12 protein-coding genes are annotated in these 15,631 nt (G+C 45.9%); 5 read left to right on the top strand and 7 right to left on the bottom strand.

Features of this window, described 5'->3' with window-relative positions:
• Positions 1 to 154: 154 nt before the first annotated feature.
• Positions 155 to 1,327, bottom strand: a complete 1,173-nt coding sequence (locus ACXACM_RS00540) for an MFS transporter (RefSeq protein WP_474819074.1) — start codon at positions 1,325 to 1,327, stop codon at positions 155 to 157.
• A gap of 117 nt (positions 1,328 to 1,444) precedes the next feature.
• Between ACXACM_RS00540 and ACXACM_RS00535 the strand changes: the two genes are divergently transcribed.
• On the top strand, positions 1,445 to 2,332 hold the full coding sequence (locus ACXACM_RS00535) for a LysR family transcriptional regulator (RefSeq protein ID WP_474819072.1): 888 nt from the start codon (positions 1,445 to 1,447) through the stop codon (positions 2,330 to 2,332).
• A gap of 97 nt (positions 2,333 to 2,429) precedes the next feature.
• Here ACXACM_RS00535 and ACXACM_RS00530 read toward each other — a convergent pair whose 3' ends face one another.
• From ACXACM_RS00530 to ACXACM_RS00515, 4 genes are all read right to left on the bottom strand, one after another.
• Positions 2,430 to 3,317, bottom strand: coding sequence for an ATP-grasp domain-containing protein (locus ACXACM_RS00530; protein ID WP_474819071.1), 888 nt, complete (start codon positions 3,315 to 3,317; stop codon positions 2,430 to 2,432).
• Between the two features lie 72 nt (positions 3,318 to 3,389).
• Positions 3,390 to 3,590: a hypothetical protein gene (locus ACXACM_RS00525; RefSeq protein ID WP_474819070.1), complete on the bottom strand. Its 201-nt coding sequence runs from the start codon at positions 3,588 to 3,590 to the stop codon at positions 3,390 to 3,392.
• Between the two features lie 113 nt (positions 3,591 to 3,703).
• Complete coding sequence (locus ACXACM_RS00520) at positions 3,704 to 3,955, bottom strand: helix-turn-helix domain-containing protein (RefSeq protein WP_474819068.1); 252 nt, start codon at positions 3,953 to 3,955, stop codon at positions 3,704 to 3,706.
• A 412-nt stretch (positions 3,956 to 4,367) separates the two neighbouring features.
• The gene (locus ACXACM_RS00515; protein ID WP_474819067.1) at positions 4,368 to 7,613 is read right to left on the bottom strand and encodes an amidohydrolase family protein; all 3,246 of its coding nucleotides are present in this window, start codon (positions 7,611 to 7,613) and stop codon (positions 4,368 to 4,370) included.
• Between the two features lie 358 nt (positions 7,614 to 7,971).
• On the opposite strand from ACXACM_RS00515, the gene ACXACM_RS00510 reads away from it, so the two are divergent.
• Both ACXACM_RS00510 and ACXACM_RS00505 read left to right on the top strand, forming a co-directional pair.
• Positions 7,972 to 8,328 carry a DUF4870 domain-containing protein gene (locus ACXACM_RS00510; protein ID WP_474819066.1) on the top strand — a complete coding sequence of 119 codons (357 nt, stop codon included), beginning with the start codon at positions 7,972 to 7,974 and terminating at the stop codon, positions 8,326 to 8,328.
• Between the two features lie 681 nt (positions 8,329 to 9,009).
• Positions 9,010 to 11,997, top strand: coding sequence for a TonB-dependent receptor (locus tag ACXACM_RS00505; protein WP_474819064.1), 2,988 nt, complete (start codon positions 9,010 to 9,012; stop codon positions 11,995 to 11,997).
• 370 nt (positions 11,998 to 12,367) lie between these two features.
• Here ACXACM_RS00505 and ACXACM_RS00500 read toward each other — a convergent pair whose 3' ends face one another.
• Together ACXACM_RS00500 and ACXACM_RS00495 are read right to left on the bottom strand one after the other, a co-directional pair.
• A complete protein-coding gene (locus ACXACM_RS00500; RefSeq protein WP_474819062.1) occupies positions 12,368 to 13,066 on the bottom strand; it encodes an NUDIX hydrolase in 699 nt (232 codons plus the stop codon).
• Positions 13,056 to 13,586, bottom strand: a complete 531-nt coding sequence (locus tag ACXACM_RS00495) for a nicotinate-nicotinamide nucleotide adenylyltransferase (protein WP_474819061.1) — start codon at positions 13,584 to 13,586, stop codon at positions 13,056 to 13,058. Before ACXACM_RS00495 ends, ACXACM_RS00500 begins: the two co-directional genes overlap by 11 nt.
• Positions 13,587 to 13,765: 179 nt before the next feature.
• Here ACXACM_RS00495 and ACXACM_RS00490 point away from each other — a divergent pair, with 179 nt between their 5' ends.
• Together ACXACM_RS00490 and pncB are read left to right on the top strand one after the other, a co-directional pair.
• Positions 13,766 to 14,401 (top strand): isochorismatase family protein, encoded by a 636-nt coding sequence (locus tag ACXACM_RS00490; RefSeq protein ID WP_474819060.1) that lies wholly within the window; start codon positions 13,766 to 13,768, stop codon positions 14,399 to 14,401.
• Positions 14,402 to 14,420: 19 nt separating this feature from the next.
• Positions 14,421 to 15,629, top strand: a complete 1,209-nt coding sequence (gene pncB, locus ACXACM_RS00485) for a nicotinate phosphoribosyltransferase (protein ID WP_474819058.1) — start codon at positions 14,421 to 14,423, stop codon at positions 15,627 to 15,629.
• Positions 15,630 to 15,631: the final 2 nt, after the last annotated feature.

The following is a 15,631-nucleotide window of genomic DNA, read 5'->3' as shown; positions in this document are numbered from 1 at the left end:
TGCGGCTGACGGTTTACCGCAGATAAGCTTTCACCGCCTACTCATGCTTTGTTACGCCGCAGTGACGGCAGTAACAGCTTACCTGCGCTAAACACGCTGTGATCCTGCAGTTGGAAACCAGACGGTGAATCCACCTCAAACCACGCCGTGAGTGTTAGTTGTGGGCCATACTGTGTTTGTCGAGATGGCCGCTGTATCGTGTAATAAGAAGTGCTGCGACAGAAATCAGGGCGCCTACCCATGCTGTATCTCTAAGACTCATGCCTTCTACAATGGCGCCACCTAAAATAGAGCCAAGTGCGATGCCGATGTTAAATGCAGCGATGTTCAGGCCCGAGGCTGCGTCAACTGCGTTTGGCGTAAAACGCTCTGCCAGCTTAACGACATAAACCTGTAAGCCCGGTACATTGCCGAAGGCGAATGCCCCCCAAATAAGTACTGTTATTCCTGCGCCAATTTTTGATCCCATGGTAAACGTTAGTGCGAACAAGATAATGGCCAGCGCACTGAAAATAAGTGTTAGCGCGGAAATAGGACCTTTTTTATCGGCCAGTTTGCCGCCATAAATATTGCCTATGGCAACAGAAACACCATAAACCAGCATGATCAAACTAATAGCAGATGGCGCAAAACCAGATTCATTTTGTAGTATTGGAGCAAGGTAGGTAAATGCGGTGAAAGTACCGCCATAGCCCAGTATGGTCATCAGATAAACCAATACTAAGCGAGGCTGGACGAGTACCGCGAATTGTTCTTTCAATTGTGCCGGGCGGCTTTGTTTCAGATTACCGGGAACGAGAAGAGCACTTCCAATAAGGGCAATTAACCCCAAACCGGATACCACCAGGAATGTAGCTCGCCAACCGAAGCTTTGTCCTATCCACGTGCCCAGCGGTACGCCTGTAACGAGAGCCACGGTTAAACCTGTAAACATTATTGCGATGGCACTGGCTTCTTTTTCTTTTCTCACAAGACTAGTGGCAATGGTAGAGCCAATGGAGAAAAACACACCATGGGCAAGACCTGTTAATATCCTCGCTGCAATCAGACTTTCATAACTGGGAGCCTGCCAGGCGAGCATGTTGCCACCAACAAATAATGCCATCAGACTAAGCAATACGTGCTTACGTTTCCATCGTCCGGTAAGTGCGGTGAGCACTGGCGCCCCTATGGCTACGCCAATGGCATATAAACTAACCAGTAAGCCCGCACTGGGTAAGGTGACGCTTAAATCTTCTGCAATGGTTGGTACTAGCCCAACGATCACAAATTCAGTTGTGCCAATAGCAAAGGCACTTAGTGTTAACGCGAATAATGCAATAGGCATTTCAGTTCCTCATCAGAAATGGTTATAACAAAGTGAAACGCATTCTGAAGGTTAATTTATTTGCAAAAAACAGCAGTAGTGACAAAATACTTTTGTGAATAATGAAAAGGTATTGCTATGCCCGTTCTATCGAAAACCGAAGATCTGGAAGCTTTTGTGACCGTGGTTGATACGGGAAGTTTTTCTGCAGCTGCAGCGTTACTGGATCAGCAAGTGGCCAAGGTTTCACGCGCAGTGTCACGGCTTGAGAAAACAGTAAATGTGACGCTGTTAAACCGCACTACCCGGCGCCTTGAACTCACCGAAGAAGGTGAAATGTTCTTAGCTTATGCCCGGGAAGGGTTAAACACTCTTGAAAAAGGGGAAGAATCTCTGCGCCTGCTAGGGCGGACCCCATCGGGGAAGCTTCGGGTGGATGCTGCCAGTCCGTTTGTTTTTCATCAGCTAACACCACTCATTGATGGCTTTTGCCGCACTTATCCAAAGATAACATTGGACTTGACTAGCCATGACGATATTATCGATTTGCTCGAACACCGCACTGATATAGCTATACGAATTGGCGACCTTAGCGATTCCAATCTCCATGCGCGAAGCTTAGGACGCAGTAAGTTACACATAGTGGCAAGCCCGGATTATTTGGCGCGAAAACCGGTTGAGGACAATGTAACATCACTTTTGTCACACCGTCTGATAGGCTTCAGCGATTCACCTCATTTAAATAGCTGGCCGTTACAAACACCGCTTCAATTAAAGTTTTCAATCAGTGCGTCGAGCGGTGAAACCCTCCGACAACTCTGTTTAGCCGGGCAGGGGATTGCATTGTTATCGAACTTTATGGTGAAAGACGACCTGGATGCAGGGCGCTTGGTGAGTGTACTGAACCACCGTATCCTTAGCCCTAACCGCAGGGAAGCGTTACAAGCGGTTTACTACCGCAATAGCGCCGTATCCTCGCGTATTAGCGCATTTCTCGATTATATCCAGCCTCGATTAACGTTATAAAGCTGGCCGCTTCCAGGCTTTTATATTTCACACTGATACAGGAAAGCTTCTTGGACAGTGTGAAAAAAAGCAATGTAGCGCGCCTAACAGGTATTTGTTAGCAACTGGCCACCGACGTTAACGCATTGCAAAGGGTTTCTGTAATAGGGTGTTGGGTGTCGTGCTCGAATTTAAGAAACTGCGGGCAGGGGTTGGCTTCCAAAAAAATAAACTCGCCATCAGCTGTTCTTCGCCAATCGATGGCACACCATTTCATACCCAGTTGTTGGCAAATGGCAATGCTTTGTTGTTTGACCCGCTGTGTTGTAAGAATACTCTCTGCGACAGCGGTTTTGTCTTCGCGATAGTCTGTCTTATCAGAATAGATGACGCCACTAAACACAACCTCGTCGATAACGAAGGTTCGAACATCGTCCCCTTCAATAAAGTTTTGATAGGTCAAAGAGGGAATATTTGTCTCACTTAAGAAAGGCAATTCATCTGACGAGGTAACTCGTTGTGTGTGGCTGCCCCCAAAAACAGGTTTAACAGCAACTTGTTTTACCTGTTGTAAAAACGCCGTTATGTCGCGGCGGCAATTGGAAATAAGTGTATGTGGAATGCTGACACCGAGTTGCTGCACTTCTTGAAGCTGAACTGGCTTAGCCTGGTGGAAGCGAATGGCGTCCAGTGTGTTATACCACCGATGTGGCGCGTAATGAAAAAGTGCAGACAATGCACTTATTTGATTTTTTAAGGTAACACTGCCGTGGCTGGGTGGAGGGAAAAAACGCTGCCAGTAAAAAGCACCTATCTGCTCAATCTCCACCGTTATATCGTCGAGTACAAGAGCAAGTTCCTGAGTGTATGGTCTGTGCGATATTGTCAGGTGCTGCGACTGACCGGAAGTATTCAACACCAGAGCGTCGTGTTGCATATCGTTTAGCACCATAATTAGGTGACAAATTTGCGGATCGTCACCATCACCGAGGCAAAGGGTTAGCATGATATTATTCCTGAAAAGCACAAAAAGGCCGCTGGCGTAACAACACACCGAGCGGCAACGGGTCAGCGGGAGTTAAAAGGTTGCTTCTTCAGGGTAGTCGCCGCCATTTTCGCCCAACGCCATCGTGTAAAAAACTGGCGGACGAATAGGTAATGGTGACAGTCTGTTAGCGAGTGGCGAAGGGCGCAAGCCTCCTGATACCTGTGCTGTCTCAGAGGCACTGAGCACGCGAGTGTCATTAGTTTGTGCGGAAGTTTGGGTATTTCTATGCATGTTGTTCTCCTTGAACGTTGGTGGTTTCCTTTCCAAGTCTGTGCTGGTTTGTACAGACTTCACGTTCTACTCTAGTGTGTTAAAAATGCCATGTAAGCTGGTTTAAGGGCCGGTTATTTCAGAAGTACCTGATCTGTTGGTTCATGAAACTCCCTGTAGTAGCTGGCCATCAGGCTGGTGCGATTTCTGATATCTAATTTTCGATAAATATTCGCACAGTGAAATTTAACCGTTCGTTCACTTATGAAAAGTTGGGAGGCAATGCGTTTGTTGGGTAACCCCTCCATTATTTTATAAGCAACCTGAAGTTCTCGCCGAGAAAGCTGACCTAAACGCTCACTCATTGGCATGTCGTTTGTTTCCATGTCGTTTTCCTTAGTTTGGTTAATTTACTGCATCTTTCCTTATTGAAAAATGCGACAGGCCCACCGTTTACCTCTTCCATGCTGGTTATCAGAATCCGTGGCATCGTTATCCCTGACGCCTCCATTTTCACTACCTCGGTGGCCTGTCGACAAAATCAGCGTCCTGCTGACGGTATCTACTGTAGGGCTTTGTCCTCGGCCGGCTTCATCTGCTATGCCATGGTCTGTAAAGGAGAATGAAAAGTGAGCAAAATGTCCTCTGAGTGACATTTATGGCCTGTGAGTGATAGGTTTAGTTGATCTTCGAAGAGTCTTGGGAGAGGTAAATACTTTCTCGATAGGTAATAACGTTGTCTGTAGATGCAGCCACATATGCTCAGGTATACGCCTGAGCATATGGGATGAAATACGCTTAATGCTTCCAGTGGTACATGTGCGCTTTTGCTTCAATCTCTGCCGCTGTACTTTGTGGCATAAACAGCTTGTTGTTGTTTTCGAAGAAAAATGGCTTACGGGTTTTTCTGCTACCTACTTCGTTCATTGTGGCAGCGTCATAAACACGGCCGTTAAGTACGGTGTATTCCACAAATTCGCTGTTGCGAATGTCGTTGAGTACGTCGCCATCAATAACAACGAGATCAGCCAGTTTTCCTTTTTCAATACTCCCAATATGTTTACTCATACCCAGGTGTTTAGCGCCATCAATGGTGCCTCCACGCAATGCCTCCCAAGGGGAAAAACCGCCTTGTGCCATGCTCCATAATTCCCAGTGTGCGGCCAACCCTTCTCGCTGACCATGGGCGCCGATGTGTACACTTACACCTTTATCTCGCAGTAGTTTTGCATAACTGGCTACATCCACATGGTTGTATTGGTTATCTGGTGCGGTGGGGCGGCGAATTGCACGCCTGTCCAATAGGGTAGAAGGCACGTAGCGCAACAAGCGTTCGTTTTTCCATACTTCGGTACGGTCATACCAGTACTCTTCGCCCATTAAACCGCCGTACGAAACCACGAATGTTGGCGTGTAACCAAATTTTGTTGCCGCCCATAGTTGGGTAACATCATCATAGCCTTTGGCAATAGGAAGACTATGCTCCAGTCCGGTGTGGCCGTCTACCATCATGGTCAGGTTTTGATGGAGTTTGCCACCGCCTTCCGGCACTACCATCATATTCTGATTATGTGCAGCCCAAAGTACTTGCTGACGTTGGTCCCGACGAGGTTGGTTGTAACTTTTCACAGATATGGCGCCGGCCTCTTTTAACCGCTCCACGTGGAAATAAGCATCATCGTAATTATCGATAATGGCTTTGTAGCCTAAGGCTTCTGCACCATAAAGGATAGCGCCGGTTGAGTAGATGCGTGGCGCAACAATGTCGCCGTGGCGTTGTAGTTCAGAAGCTGCGAAAATTTCTGTGGTGTCGTTTGAAGGGTCGTGAATAGTTGTTACACCAAATGCGACATTAGAGAACTGCCCCCAGTTTTGCTGAGGAATGATTTCATTACGCCCCTGAGCACCGTGAGCATGGGCATCGACTAAGCCAGGAATAATGGTTTTTCCTTTGGCATCAATACGCATAGCTTCATCAGGTATCGCAATATCGGCGGCTTTCCCGACGGCTTCAATACGGTTATCACGTATTAAAATTACGCCATTTTCAATGATTTCTTGCTCGGTATCTGCATTGCGCATGGTTACTACTGTTCCGCCAACAAAGGCCTTAACCCCGCTGGGTTTATCGGCAGTCGCTTTGAATGATAAGTTCATACCTGTATTTTCTGGCTCAGGTAGATCATTGGTGTCTGATAGGAACGCAAATGCATCGTTTAGGCTACGCTCGTAATACACCGGACCATGAAACCAGCCTACGGACTGATTATCCGGGCTCCAGGTGAGGTATTCTCCAGCCCGTGCTGAAAGTTGTGTCACCGGTAATGAACTCATTGACGGCCCGATGGTCATTTTCTTTCCGTTTTCAACAAAGGGCGCTACATAGGTTTTAAACTGGTGAACAAAGGCCACCCATTGTTTGTCATGAGACAAGCGATACTCGCTCACCTTATCTGCACCATACAAATGAGTACGCTTGTCTTCACCTTGCAAGTCCACACTACTAAGCTGGGTCTCGGGGTAAGCAGAACCGCCCGCAGATTCTGTGAAGTAAACCCGGCCATCGTTGCCAGCAAAATGGGGTTCTCTTCCACGGTCACTCACTTTTGTTTCGGTATCCGCTTTAAGATCGGCCACGTAAATGCCTGGTTCCATTGAATAGCTTGGGTCGAGCAAATAGCCGCCACTAAACTTGCGAAAGGCGATGTATCGGCCATCTGGTGAAAAGCTGGGCTCGATGTAATGGCCGGGCTGTTTGGATATTACTTTGCCTTTTCCACCCTTCGCCGAAACCACACGAACATCACCTAATTGTTGGTCGTTCCACGTTGTGTAAACGATAAACTTCCCGTCGTTGGTGTACCGGGGATAGTATTCATCAACGTCGTTCTGGCTGGTCAGGCGGCGCATTTTGCCGCTTTTAATATCTTTAACATACAACTTGCCCAGTGCCTGAAACAGAATTTGGCTACCGTCAGGGGACTTTTGCGACCAACGAATCATCTTCACGTCGAACTCATCAGGAGCGACGTCTACATCAAAGCGCAATGCATCTGCATAGTGAACGGTCGCTTCTACTGATACATCAATCATACTGTGGGATTTGTCGCTAACCGATAGCTTGTGAAATTTTCCGCCTGTCCAATACACCAATGCAGAGCTATCCGGTAGCCAGTCAAAATAAGAGAAATAGCCTTCTGAGCCAAAACCTTCCTGCATGTCTCTTTCAAGTTCGAGGGTGAGTGGCTTTTCTAACCCGGTAGTTAAATCTTTTAAAAATAAACCAGTTTTGTTTTTAACCCTTCGGATAAACGCAACGTATTTGCCATCAGGTGAGGGAGTCGGAACCACTGCTCCGCCTACGCCACTAATAAAGCTTTCCTCTTCACCGGTGTGGCGATCGTAACGTGTGATATCAAAAATCCCTTCCAATGGGTCGCGATTGTAGTCGAAGCCTGCGCCCGGCACCGTGTTGTGGGTGTAATAAATGTAGCGGCCATCAGGTGAAAACACCGGGTCGGCAATGTTCTGTTGATCGCCATTGCCATGTTCGCGAGCTTTGATTTGTAGCCCATCGCCACCGAAAACGTGGTACATCCATATTTCTCCGGCTGGTATACTACGGCTGGACATAATACCTTTCATTGCAACAATGTACTGTCCATCCGGGCTCCACTTGGGGGCATGAATAAGGTTTTTCTTTTCCGTAGTTACCTGTCGCAGGTTCTCACCGTTGCTGTCCATTACCCATACATTTGACAAACCACCACGGTCGGAAACAAATGCAATGTGTTTACCATCCGGTGAAATACTTGGCTGAATGTTCCAGGCGAAGTCTTGTGTCAGTGGGCTGGCTTTACCACCTTTTACGTCAACCTTGTACAAGTCACCGAGCATATCGAACACCATGTATTTTCCATCAGGCGATATATCCAGACTCGACCAGGTGGTTTCATTCGTATTAATAGTCAGGGTGTTTAGATTATAGGGAGGCTTGAGTACATCCCAGTTTGCAGCATCGCTTTGATCTGTCGTGTCAGCCATTGCACCAGCGGCGCTAAATAAGAGGCTTGTAGCTAGCGCTAGAGCGCATTTAGATGTTTTTATCATTATCTGGTCCACTCATAGATTTATTGGTGTGTTGCTAAATTTATGTGGCTTAACGTAATTTTCTCCCGCTAGGATACGCCAGAGTTTAATGGCTTGGCAAAGCAGTTCGTCATATTGAGAAAGCCAGCTGGAAAGGAACGAAAACACTAAACTTAATTCCCTGGGAAAAATAGTTGTCTGAGTTTTTTATATACAAGGAATGTGGCGTAGCCAGATTCAAAGGTTAATGATATAAACTACGAAGGTGTTAACTTTTTAACCAAACTGTACTTAACAAGAAGGAACAACAGAGATGGACGACTTCAAGCCTTGGGGAATGGAAGAAAAAACCTTTTTAATGCTTATGCACTTGAGCCAATTGGCTGGCTTTTTGGTGCCTGGTGCTGGATTGGTACTCCCCATTGTGATGTGGGCAACAAATAGAGAACATTCGGCGCAAATTGATGCCCATGGCAAGGTGATATTGAACTGGTTGATCACGGTCGTCATCTTTTCCATTATCTGCTTTATTCTCACTTTTATTGTTATTGGCGCTTTGTTGTTTGTCGCTCTTGGTATCACAAGCCTCGTGTTTATTATCATGGGAGCCATAAAAGCAAACGAAGGTATTTTGTGGCCTTATCCTTTAAGCTTTAAATTTATAAAGTAAGCGCCCTATAACCCTCACGCGCCGGCAGCTTCGCCGGCGTAGTCACTTATTTCCTTCAAATATCTTCTGGCGTTACCTTCAAATCACCAACTGATGATACTCCCATATATAAAGCAACTCCTCGCGGTTGAATTGGCCAATGGTGAAAATGGTCAAAGTATCACTGGCTACCCACCAAAATATTTAACATTTGTAACCAATATAAAGGTGGGGGTGGTCGGATAACTCAATAGTTAAACCTATATGAAATCCGGTTTTGGTTAACCAATTTTTCGATCTATCTATACCTTCTGATAATTATTTTTACTGTGAACGTAGACTATTCATTTGCTAAATAGTAGGCGGTCTTTTCAGATCTTTGCTTAAAAAAGCATCTGAAATTATAAGCTAAGTTACTCTTATTAAGTGTTTTTTAACACTTTATATTTGTTGCTGCAAAATTCACGATATCTTCATGGTGACCAAAAAAAAATTTTGGTAAGCCATTTGGTGAGGGTATTTATGTAATTATTTTTACCAAATGGTTGACCTTTTTGTTATTCGTTGTACGCTTAGGGTAAATGAAATGTAAAGAGCCGTGTCGGTAATGTTAAATGCGGTGAGGTTTACATTCATTTCACTACAATGAACGGTTTCGTTTTTAGTAGTGATTTTGACTAGAGAAAACACAAAGGCAAAAATATGGGACACAAATTTTCAAAAATCACACTCGCAGTTTTATCTGCCACTACGTTTAGCGCCGCGCCGCTAGTCAATGCTCAGGAACTGCAGGAAGAAAATGCAGATGTTGAAGTCATTGAAGTATCTGGTATCCGTCAGTCGTTAACGAGTGCTCTTGCAGAGAAACGCTCCTCAGACAATCTCATTGAAGTTATTCAAGCCGTAGACATTGGTAAATTGCCAGACCAAAACCTGGCGGAAGTACTTGAAAACGTAACTGGTATCCAAATCACACGAACCGCTGGGGTGGGAACAGGGGTTCAAATTCGTGGTACTAATGCCAACCGTACTGAAATTAACGGTGTTTCAACTGTAGGTGCTGGTTCAGGCCGTGGTGGTATCAGCTTTGAAGATGTGAATGCTTCTATCATTGCCGCTGTAGAAGTAACTAAAGCGCCTGAAGCGAAAACTATTGAAGGCTCTGTTGGTGGTACGGTTAACTTGAGAACTATTCGCCCACTAGAGCTTACCGACACATTGGGCAACATTCGCGTTCAAGCAGAAGATTCGAGCCTGACAACTGACGGTGCTCAACCGCGGATTTCTGGTGCTTTTGGTAAGAACTGGGATACTGATAACGGTAAATTTGGTTTCGTGATCAGTGGTAGTTACACCGAACAGGAAGCTACATCTTTCCGTCCACGTGTAGACCGTGACGGTGGCCTTGTAGAGAATGTTAATGCTGATGTATATCGCGGCGGTGAATTGCAAGAAGTGGCACCAGCAGCGCAAGATTTTGATTTCGTAGGTGTTCAGTTCCTCAATCAGGAATTAGAAAATTTCGAATATGAAACAAAAAACCTGGCGGCGAGTTTTGAATGGGCGCCAACAGAAAACACCAAGTTCTACTTCGATGCAATTTTGAATGACCAGGAGCGTCGTCAGGATAGTTCTCGTGTGCAAGGCTCTGGTGTTAGCGCGGTGCGTGATGTAAACGTACCTTCTGCGTTTGAAACAGTTAACTTCGGTACCTTGGATGGTGTCGACCTAGGCAGTATTGCAGTCGCGACACAGGGTACGATTGAACCTAATTTAGGTGTTGACGACGATGATCCTAACTTGCGATTCTCAAGTGATACAGGCGCACGTATAACGGAAAGTAGAATTTACCGCTTAGGTGGTGAATGGCAGGGAGATAACTTATTCGCGAGCGTAGAAATTGCGACTTCGTCCTCAGACACGGTAAACCCTAACTTAAGTACAACGCTAAACTTCATTAACCCGAACTGTCCTTTAGATGGTACGAGTAATGATAACTGCGTTCCTTTCGTCTATGACCTTACGGGCGGGGCACTCACCTTTGGTGTGAACTTTGATTCTGCCTATGCGCCCACTGTAGCCGATTTGCTGGATCCAAATAACGTAGTGTTGGATGCCGTAACGGTAGGCCGTGATACCACCGACAACTCTGAAGATGCATTCAGAGCTGACTTTACTTACTTCTTCGATTTTGAGCATATCACGTCAGTCGATTTTGGTTATCGCTATAACAAAACGTCAAGTACATTCAACGATGTGGGTTCGTCGTGGGGACAAAGCCGAATGGCCAATAGTCCAAATGGTTCATTGTTCTCTGAGTTGTTAGTCGCTGGCCCGGATAATTTTGGCTCAGCTGATGGACGTGAGTTGGCATTCCGCAACTTCCTTCTCATAGACCCGGACAGATCGTTCAGTGACCCGGATGGCACATTTTCCATCTTGCAACAAGCCGTTGAGGAACACGGTGGCTCAGATCCTTTAGACGCCGCTACAGTAAGTTCAAGTGCTTTTTTTGATATAGAAGAGAAGACCCACGCACTGTATGCGCAAGCGAACTTTGAATATGGCATGTTCCGCGGTAACTTTGGTGCTCGCTACCTGCAAACAGATATCAACTCTTTAGGTAACTCAGTTGCCGATGGAGAAGTCACTGAAGTAACAACATCTGGTGACTATGATTATCTGTTACCACGCATCAACATTGTTGCTAACCCCCATGACGATGTCCTTGTGCGTTTAGGTTGGGGTAAAGACATCCGTCGTCCTGATTTTAACGACCTTTCTACGTCTGTTTCTTTCGGAACTGGCCCCAATACCGCAGTGAACATTGGTAACCCGGGTTTAGAACCTGAAGAAGTCACCTCCTTTGATATTGGTGTTGAATGGTACTTTGCTGAAGCGGCAGTGGTCAGTGCCGGCTACTTCCACAAGAAACGTTCTAACTTGTTTGTGACACAGGTTGAAGATGCTCCGGTGGATGGAAACGGCTACCGCGACATCACGCCGCCTTGTGAAGGTGGTGGTATCTTTAATCCGCTTCCAGATCGCAACGTATTATCTGACGTTGACGGAAATGGCTTGTGTGTACCTATCTCAACTATTATCAATGATTCAGGTTCTACCACCCAGCAAGGTTTTGAATTTGCTGTTCAGTATGACCTTTCCAGCTTTGAAGATGATTTAGGCTGGGCATCTGGCTTTGGTATTGCAGCTAACTACACCATCCAGGAGTTTTCTGGCGGTGATGCAACGAATACCTCCGCTACTCGTGGTACAGATATTTTCAACGCGATAAATGGCGTATATGACGATAGTGAATTCGTAACATACGAAGCCGTACAGGGGTTGTTAGATTTCTCTGAAAATGCTTACAACATCACTGTGTTTTATGAGAAATTTGGCTTATCTGCGAGAATGCGTTACACCTGGAGAGATTCGTTCCGTACACTGGATACTGCGGGCGGCGCCACACTCAACAGTACGCTTGGATTCCCTGTAGTTACTCATGATCGCGGACAGCTTAACGCCAGTATTAACTATGATATTACTGACAAGCTGAACGTGGGTATAGAAGCTATTAACCTGACTAAATCAGATGTAACCCAATCTTGTGTCAACGAAGGTGCTTTGCTTTGCTTCCAAGGCTTAACAGACCGTCGTCTAACTCTGGGTGCAAGTTACCGATTCTAAAAAGGCATTAGGTGCCAGGCTGCTTTGCGGTTTGGTGCTGACTGCGTGTCCCTGTGAAAGCAAGCCATCAGGCTTGCTTTTTTTCTGCCCGAGCAAAAGTGATTGTGTCTGCTAACACCCAATGCATGCAGCAATGAAAAAGAGAAATCATCAGTGCAGCACATACGCTCATGACAAGATTTGCGGTGATCGTATAGGTGACGACAAGCGCAACTGCAAATAGCACAACAGCTCGAGTTATACGGGACATCATTGTAAATACCTTTAGCTTGTTTTCATTAATTATGGTTGATGCCTTTTTAAAAGCGTAGCGAAACAAACCGATGGCGCCAATCTGAAAAATGAATTGCCCCAACATTGTGAAAAGCGTTTAATCGTAAGCGCCTTGAAGTACCCGGGAAAAAAAGTGGGGTTTGCGTGGATGTGTGTGAGTATACAGTTTTGCCCGACTGCGTTTTACGATTTTACTCTGACCGGTTTCTTCCACCGACATACTTTCCTCAATACGGTCGCGAAAGTTTTTCTTATGAAGAGATTTACCAAGCACAATTTCGTATACCCCTTGTAACTCAGACAGGGTAAATGGTGAGGTGAAGAAATAGTTTGGTTCCGTGCTGTATTTGGCTCTGTGGTATAAACGCTGAAACGCTTTTTGAATGAGGTGTTGATGATCGAAAGGCAAACTTGCCCCGGCGCTTTCCTCAGTGAATAACTTTACTGGTTGCCAGATAACGTGGGGCAGGCTGGGGGTTAAATCATCAACTAAGCACAGATACGGGCAAGTTATACTCCAGCCTTCAGGGTCGCGACAGTGATTACCTTCAAATTCCAGTTTAGCGATATATGCCGGGTGTAGTCCTACTTTTTTATTGAGGTTACGCAGCAATGTATCATCTAAGGTTTGGTCGCTGTTTGTATGAACAAATCCACCGGGTAAAGCCAGCGTGTTTGCGTATACGCGGGCATTTTCCGGGCGGCGAATAAGGGCAACCTGAAGCGCTGAGTTAACAATCCTAAAGAGTATGGCATCAATGGTACAGACCGGCGTGGAGTAGGTCTTATCTGGCATATAACTGGTGTTCCTGAATGTAGCTGGCAACGCCAGGTGTAACTAAATGGCTAATCGATTCACTATTCTCGATGGCATTGCGCACTTTTGTCGAACGAATAGGTTTGCGCTCTGGGACAACTACGCGCCCCCACTTATCATCAATTTCTTTTGCTTTGTAAAATTTTGACCAGTTAGCGTGATTATCCGGGCCCACGACGAACGTGAGGGAATCATTGGAGAACGGAGTTTGTTGCAGATGACACATAACATCATAAGTATAAACGGGGTTTTCACCGTCGCTAATGGTGTGCTCAATAGGCATCGCCAAAACGCGTTCGTCATTAATGTCTTCAACAAACTTTATCACCATGGCAACACGATGAGAGTATGTCAGCATGGATTTGGCAAAGGCATGGTGAAACGACGGCACAAGCACTACCCGTTCAAAGTGTTCCTCGTGTGCTAATACAAATTTTATGGCGTCCAGATGCCCCCTAGTAGGAGGGTTAAACGCCGAGCCAAACACTGCCACTTTCATTGCGATATCCTTTTTATGAGTATTCTAAAGATACTCGTTAGGGTTTTGATCTGCAACCCCCTGTATCGGATAAATAGATTGGTTAGCTGGAAAAGAATTATGAGTACCTGTTTCTCCCAATTTTGATTGACATTAACGAGTATTGATAGAATACTCTTTTGTGTCAAAAGGAGCCAACTATGAAAATTGCGTCCGTCAATGTCGACCCACAAAAAGGGTTTACTCCTCTGTGCCCTGATGAATTGCCCGTTGCCGGCGGCGATGAAATAGTTCCCGCCTTGCTTGCACAAAATGCCCTGGCCGATTTTATCATCGGCTCCAGTGATGCCCATTGTGACGTTGCACTCTTTCGCGTAGACGACCCTCAATTACAGTTCCAACCTCTGGACTATCCCAATACTGATTGCACGTTCAACATGCATTGCAAACCCGGCACCAAAGGGTTTGAATTGCTCGACGGTTTGCCGGCACCTACAGACTACGACTTTTTCGTATGGAAAGGCGTGGCACCTGATTTACACCCTTATGGCGCGTGTTATCACGATTTAGCAGAGAAACTGTCTACCGGGCTTATTGAATTTCTCCGCTGTAACCAGGTGTCGACCGTCATTGTTGGCGGGTTAGCCACTGACTTTTGTGTAGCCACCACCGCCAGACAATTACAGCAGTCAGGCTTCTTTCAGGTGATTTTACATTTAGATGCATGCAGAGGTATTGCCGCAGATGGCGTCGCCACACAAATTGAATTACTAAAGACATCAGGAGTTGTCATTGCCAGTACGCTGGTCGATGTCAAAAACGCCCTTGCTGCATAACCTCAAAAGGAACAAACCCATGTCACTGAATTCACTGTTTAGGCGAAGCCTGAATTTTTCAGCACTGGACAATGACTTTTACAAAATGAATATGTGGCAGTGCTTTTTACATCAGTATCCTTACGTAGAGGAGGTGGAATACCGGTTTGTTGTTCGCAGCGATATTGATTTGCGACCCTACATGGCTGAAGTTCAGCAGGAACTGGCTAACATTGACGGGCTGCGTTTTACCCCGGATCAGATAAAGTGGCTTGAGCGAATTCCCTGGTACACCAAGGATTTTATCGAGTGGGTAAGAATGTGGTCTTTCCAGAACCGATTTTTACACATTGGCGAGGAAGACGGACAGCTGGCCATTCGAGCGAAAGGGCCGCTTATGCATGTGCACAATTTCGAGATGCCAGTGCTTTCAACCGTAGCTGAAGTCTATAACCGTCGCAATCACCCTAAAAAGAGTTATGAAGATGTACGTCAGCCACTGTTTGAGAAAGTGCAGTGGTTGAAACAGCAACATGAGAAACACGACCTGACCGGGCTGCAAATAGCCGAGTTTGGTACTCGTCGTCGATTCAGCTACGAAGCACAACTTACAGTGGTGGATATGCTTCGCAACATGTTGCCGGATTTCTTCGTTGGCACATCTAATATGCACCTTGCGAAGGAATTCGATATTCTGCCCATTGGTACCATGGCACACGAGATATTTATGTTGTCACAGCAAGTGGGCGTGCAACTGGTTAATTCTCAAAAACACACACTGGAAACCTGGGTGAAAGAATTTCGCGGTCAGCTGGGGTATGCGCTTACCGACACTATTGGCATGGATGCATTTGTGCGAGATTTCGACCTTTATTTTGCAAAACTGTTTGATGGGCTGAGACATGACTCTGGCGATCCGATAGAATTCGGCGAAAAGGCAATTCGCATGTATGAAAATCTGGGCATCGACCCCAAAACCAAAACTATCATTTTTAGTGATGGTCTGGATTTTAAGCTCATGGTGTCGTTGTTTCTGCATTTTCGCGGGCGCATAAAAACCTCTTTCGGTATTGGCACCTTCCTGTCGAATGACGTTAAGGGCGTCACGCCGTTGAATATTGTTATGAAACTGGTTCGGGTAAACGGCAAGCCGGTGGCGAAAATCTCTGATGCGCCGGGTAAAAATCTGTGTGAAGATCCTGAATTTGTAAGCTACCTGAAAAAGGTGTTTGAAGTAGACTGGGCATAAGG

This window comes from Alteromonas sp. AWQ4_252, from assembly GCF_056158205.1.
The sequence above is the reverse complement of the archived record's forward strand: the minus strand, read 5'-3'. Positions and strand labels throughout refer to the sequence as shown.

Excerpts from the sequence above, each read along its gene's own strand:
- ACXACM_RS00540 (WP_474819074.1), bottom strand. The coding sequence starts at position 1,327 with ATGCCTATTGCATTATTCGCGTTAACACTAAGTGCCTTTGCTATTGGC.
- ACXACM_RS00535 (WP_474819072.1), top strand. The coding sequence starts at position 1,445 with ATGCCCGTTCTATCGAAAACCGAAGATCTGGAAGCTTTTGTGACCGTG.
- ACXACM_RS00530 (WP_474819071.1), bottom strand. The coding sequence starts at position 3,317 with ATGCTAACCCTTTGCCTCGGTGATGGTGACGATCCGCAAATTTGTCAC.
- ACXACM_RS00525 (WP_474819070.1), bottom strand. The coding sequence starts at position 3,590 with ATGCATAGAAATACCCAAACTTCCGCACAAACTAATGACACTCGCGTG.
- ACXACM_RS00520 (WP_474819068.1), bottom strand. The coding sequence starts at position 3,955 with ATGGAAACAAACGACATGCCAATGAGTGAGCGTTTAGGTCAGCTTTCT.
- ACXACM_RS00515 (WP_474819067.1), bottom strand. The coding sequence starts at position 7,613 with ATGGCTGACACGACAGATCAAAGCGATGCTGCAAACTGGGATGTACTC.
- ACXACM_RS00510 (WP_474819066.1), top strand. The coding sequence starts at position 7,972 with ATGGACGACTTCAAGCCTTGGGGAATGGAAGAAAAAACCTTTTTAATG.
- ACXACM_RS00505 (WP_474819064.1), top strand. The coding sequence starts at position 9,010 with ATGGGACACAAATTTTCAAAAATCACACTCGCAGTTTTATCTGCCACT.
- ACXACM_RS00500 (WP_474819062.1), bottom strand. The coding sequence starts at position 13,066 with ATGCCAGATAAGACCTACTCCACGCCGGTCTGTACCATTGATGCCATA.
- ACXACM_RS00495 (WP_474819061.1), bottom strand. The coding sequence starts at position 13,586 with ATGAAAGTGGCAGTGTTTGGCTCGGCGTTTAACCCTCCTACTAGGGGG.
- ACXACM_RS00490 (WP_474819060.1), top strand. The coding sequence starts at position 13,766 with ATGAAAATTGCGTCCGTCAATGTCGACCCACAAAAAGGGTTTACTCCT.
- pncB (WP_474819058.1), top strand. The coding sequence starts at position 14,421 with ATGTCACTGAATTCACTGTTTAGGCGAAGCCTGAATTTTTCAGCACTG.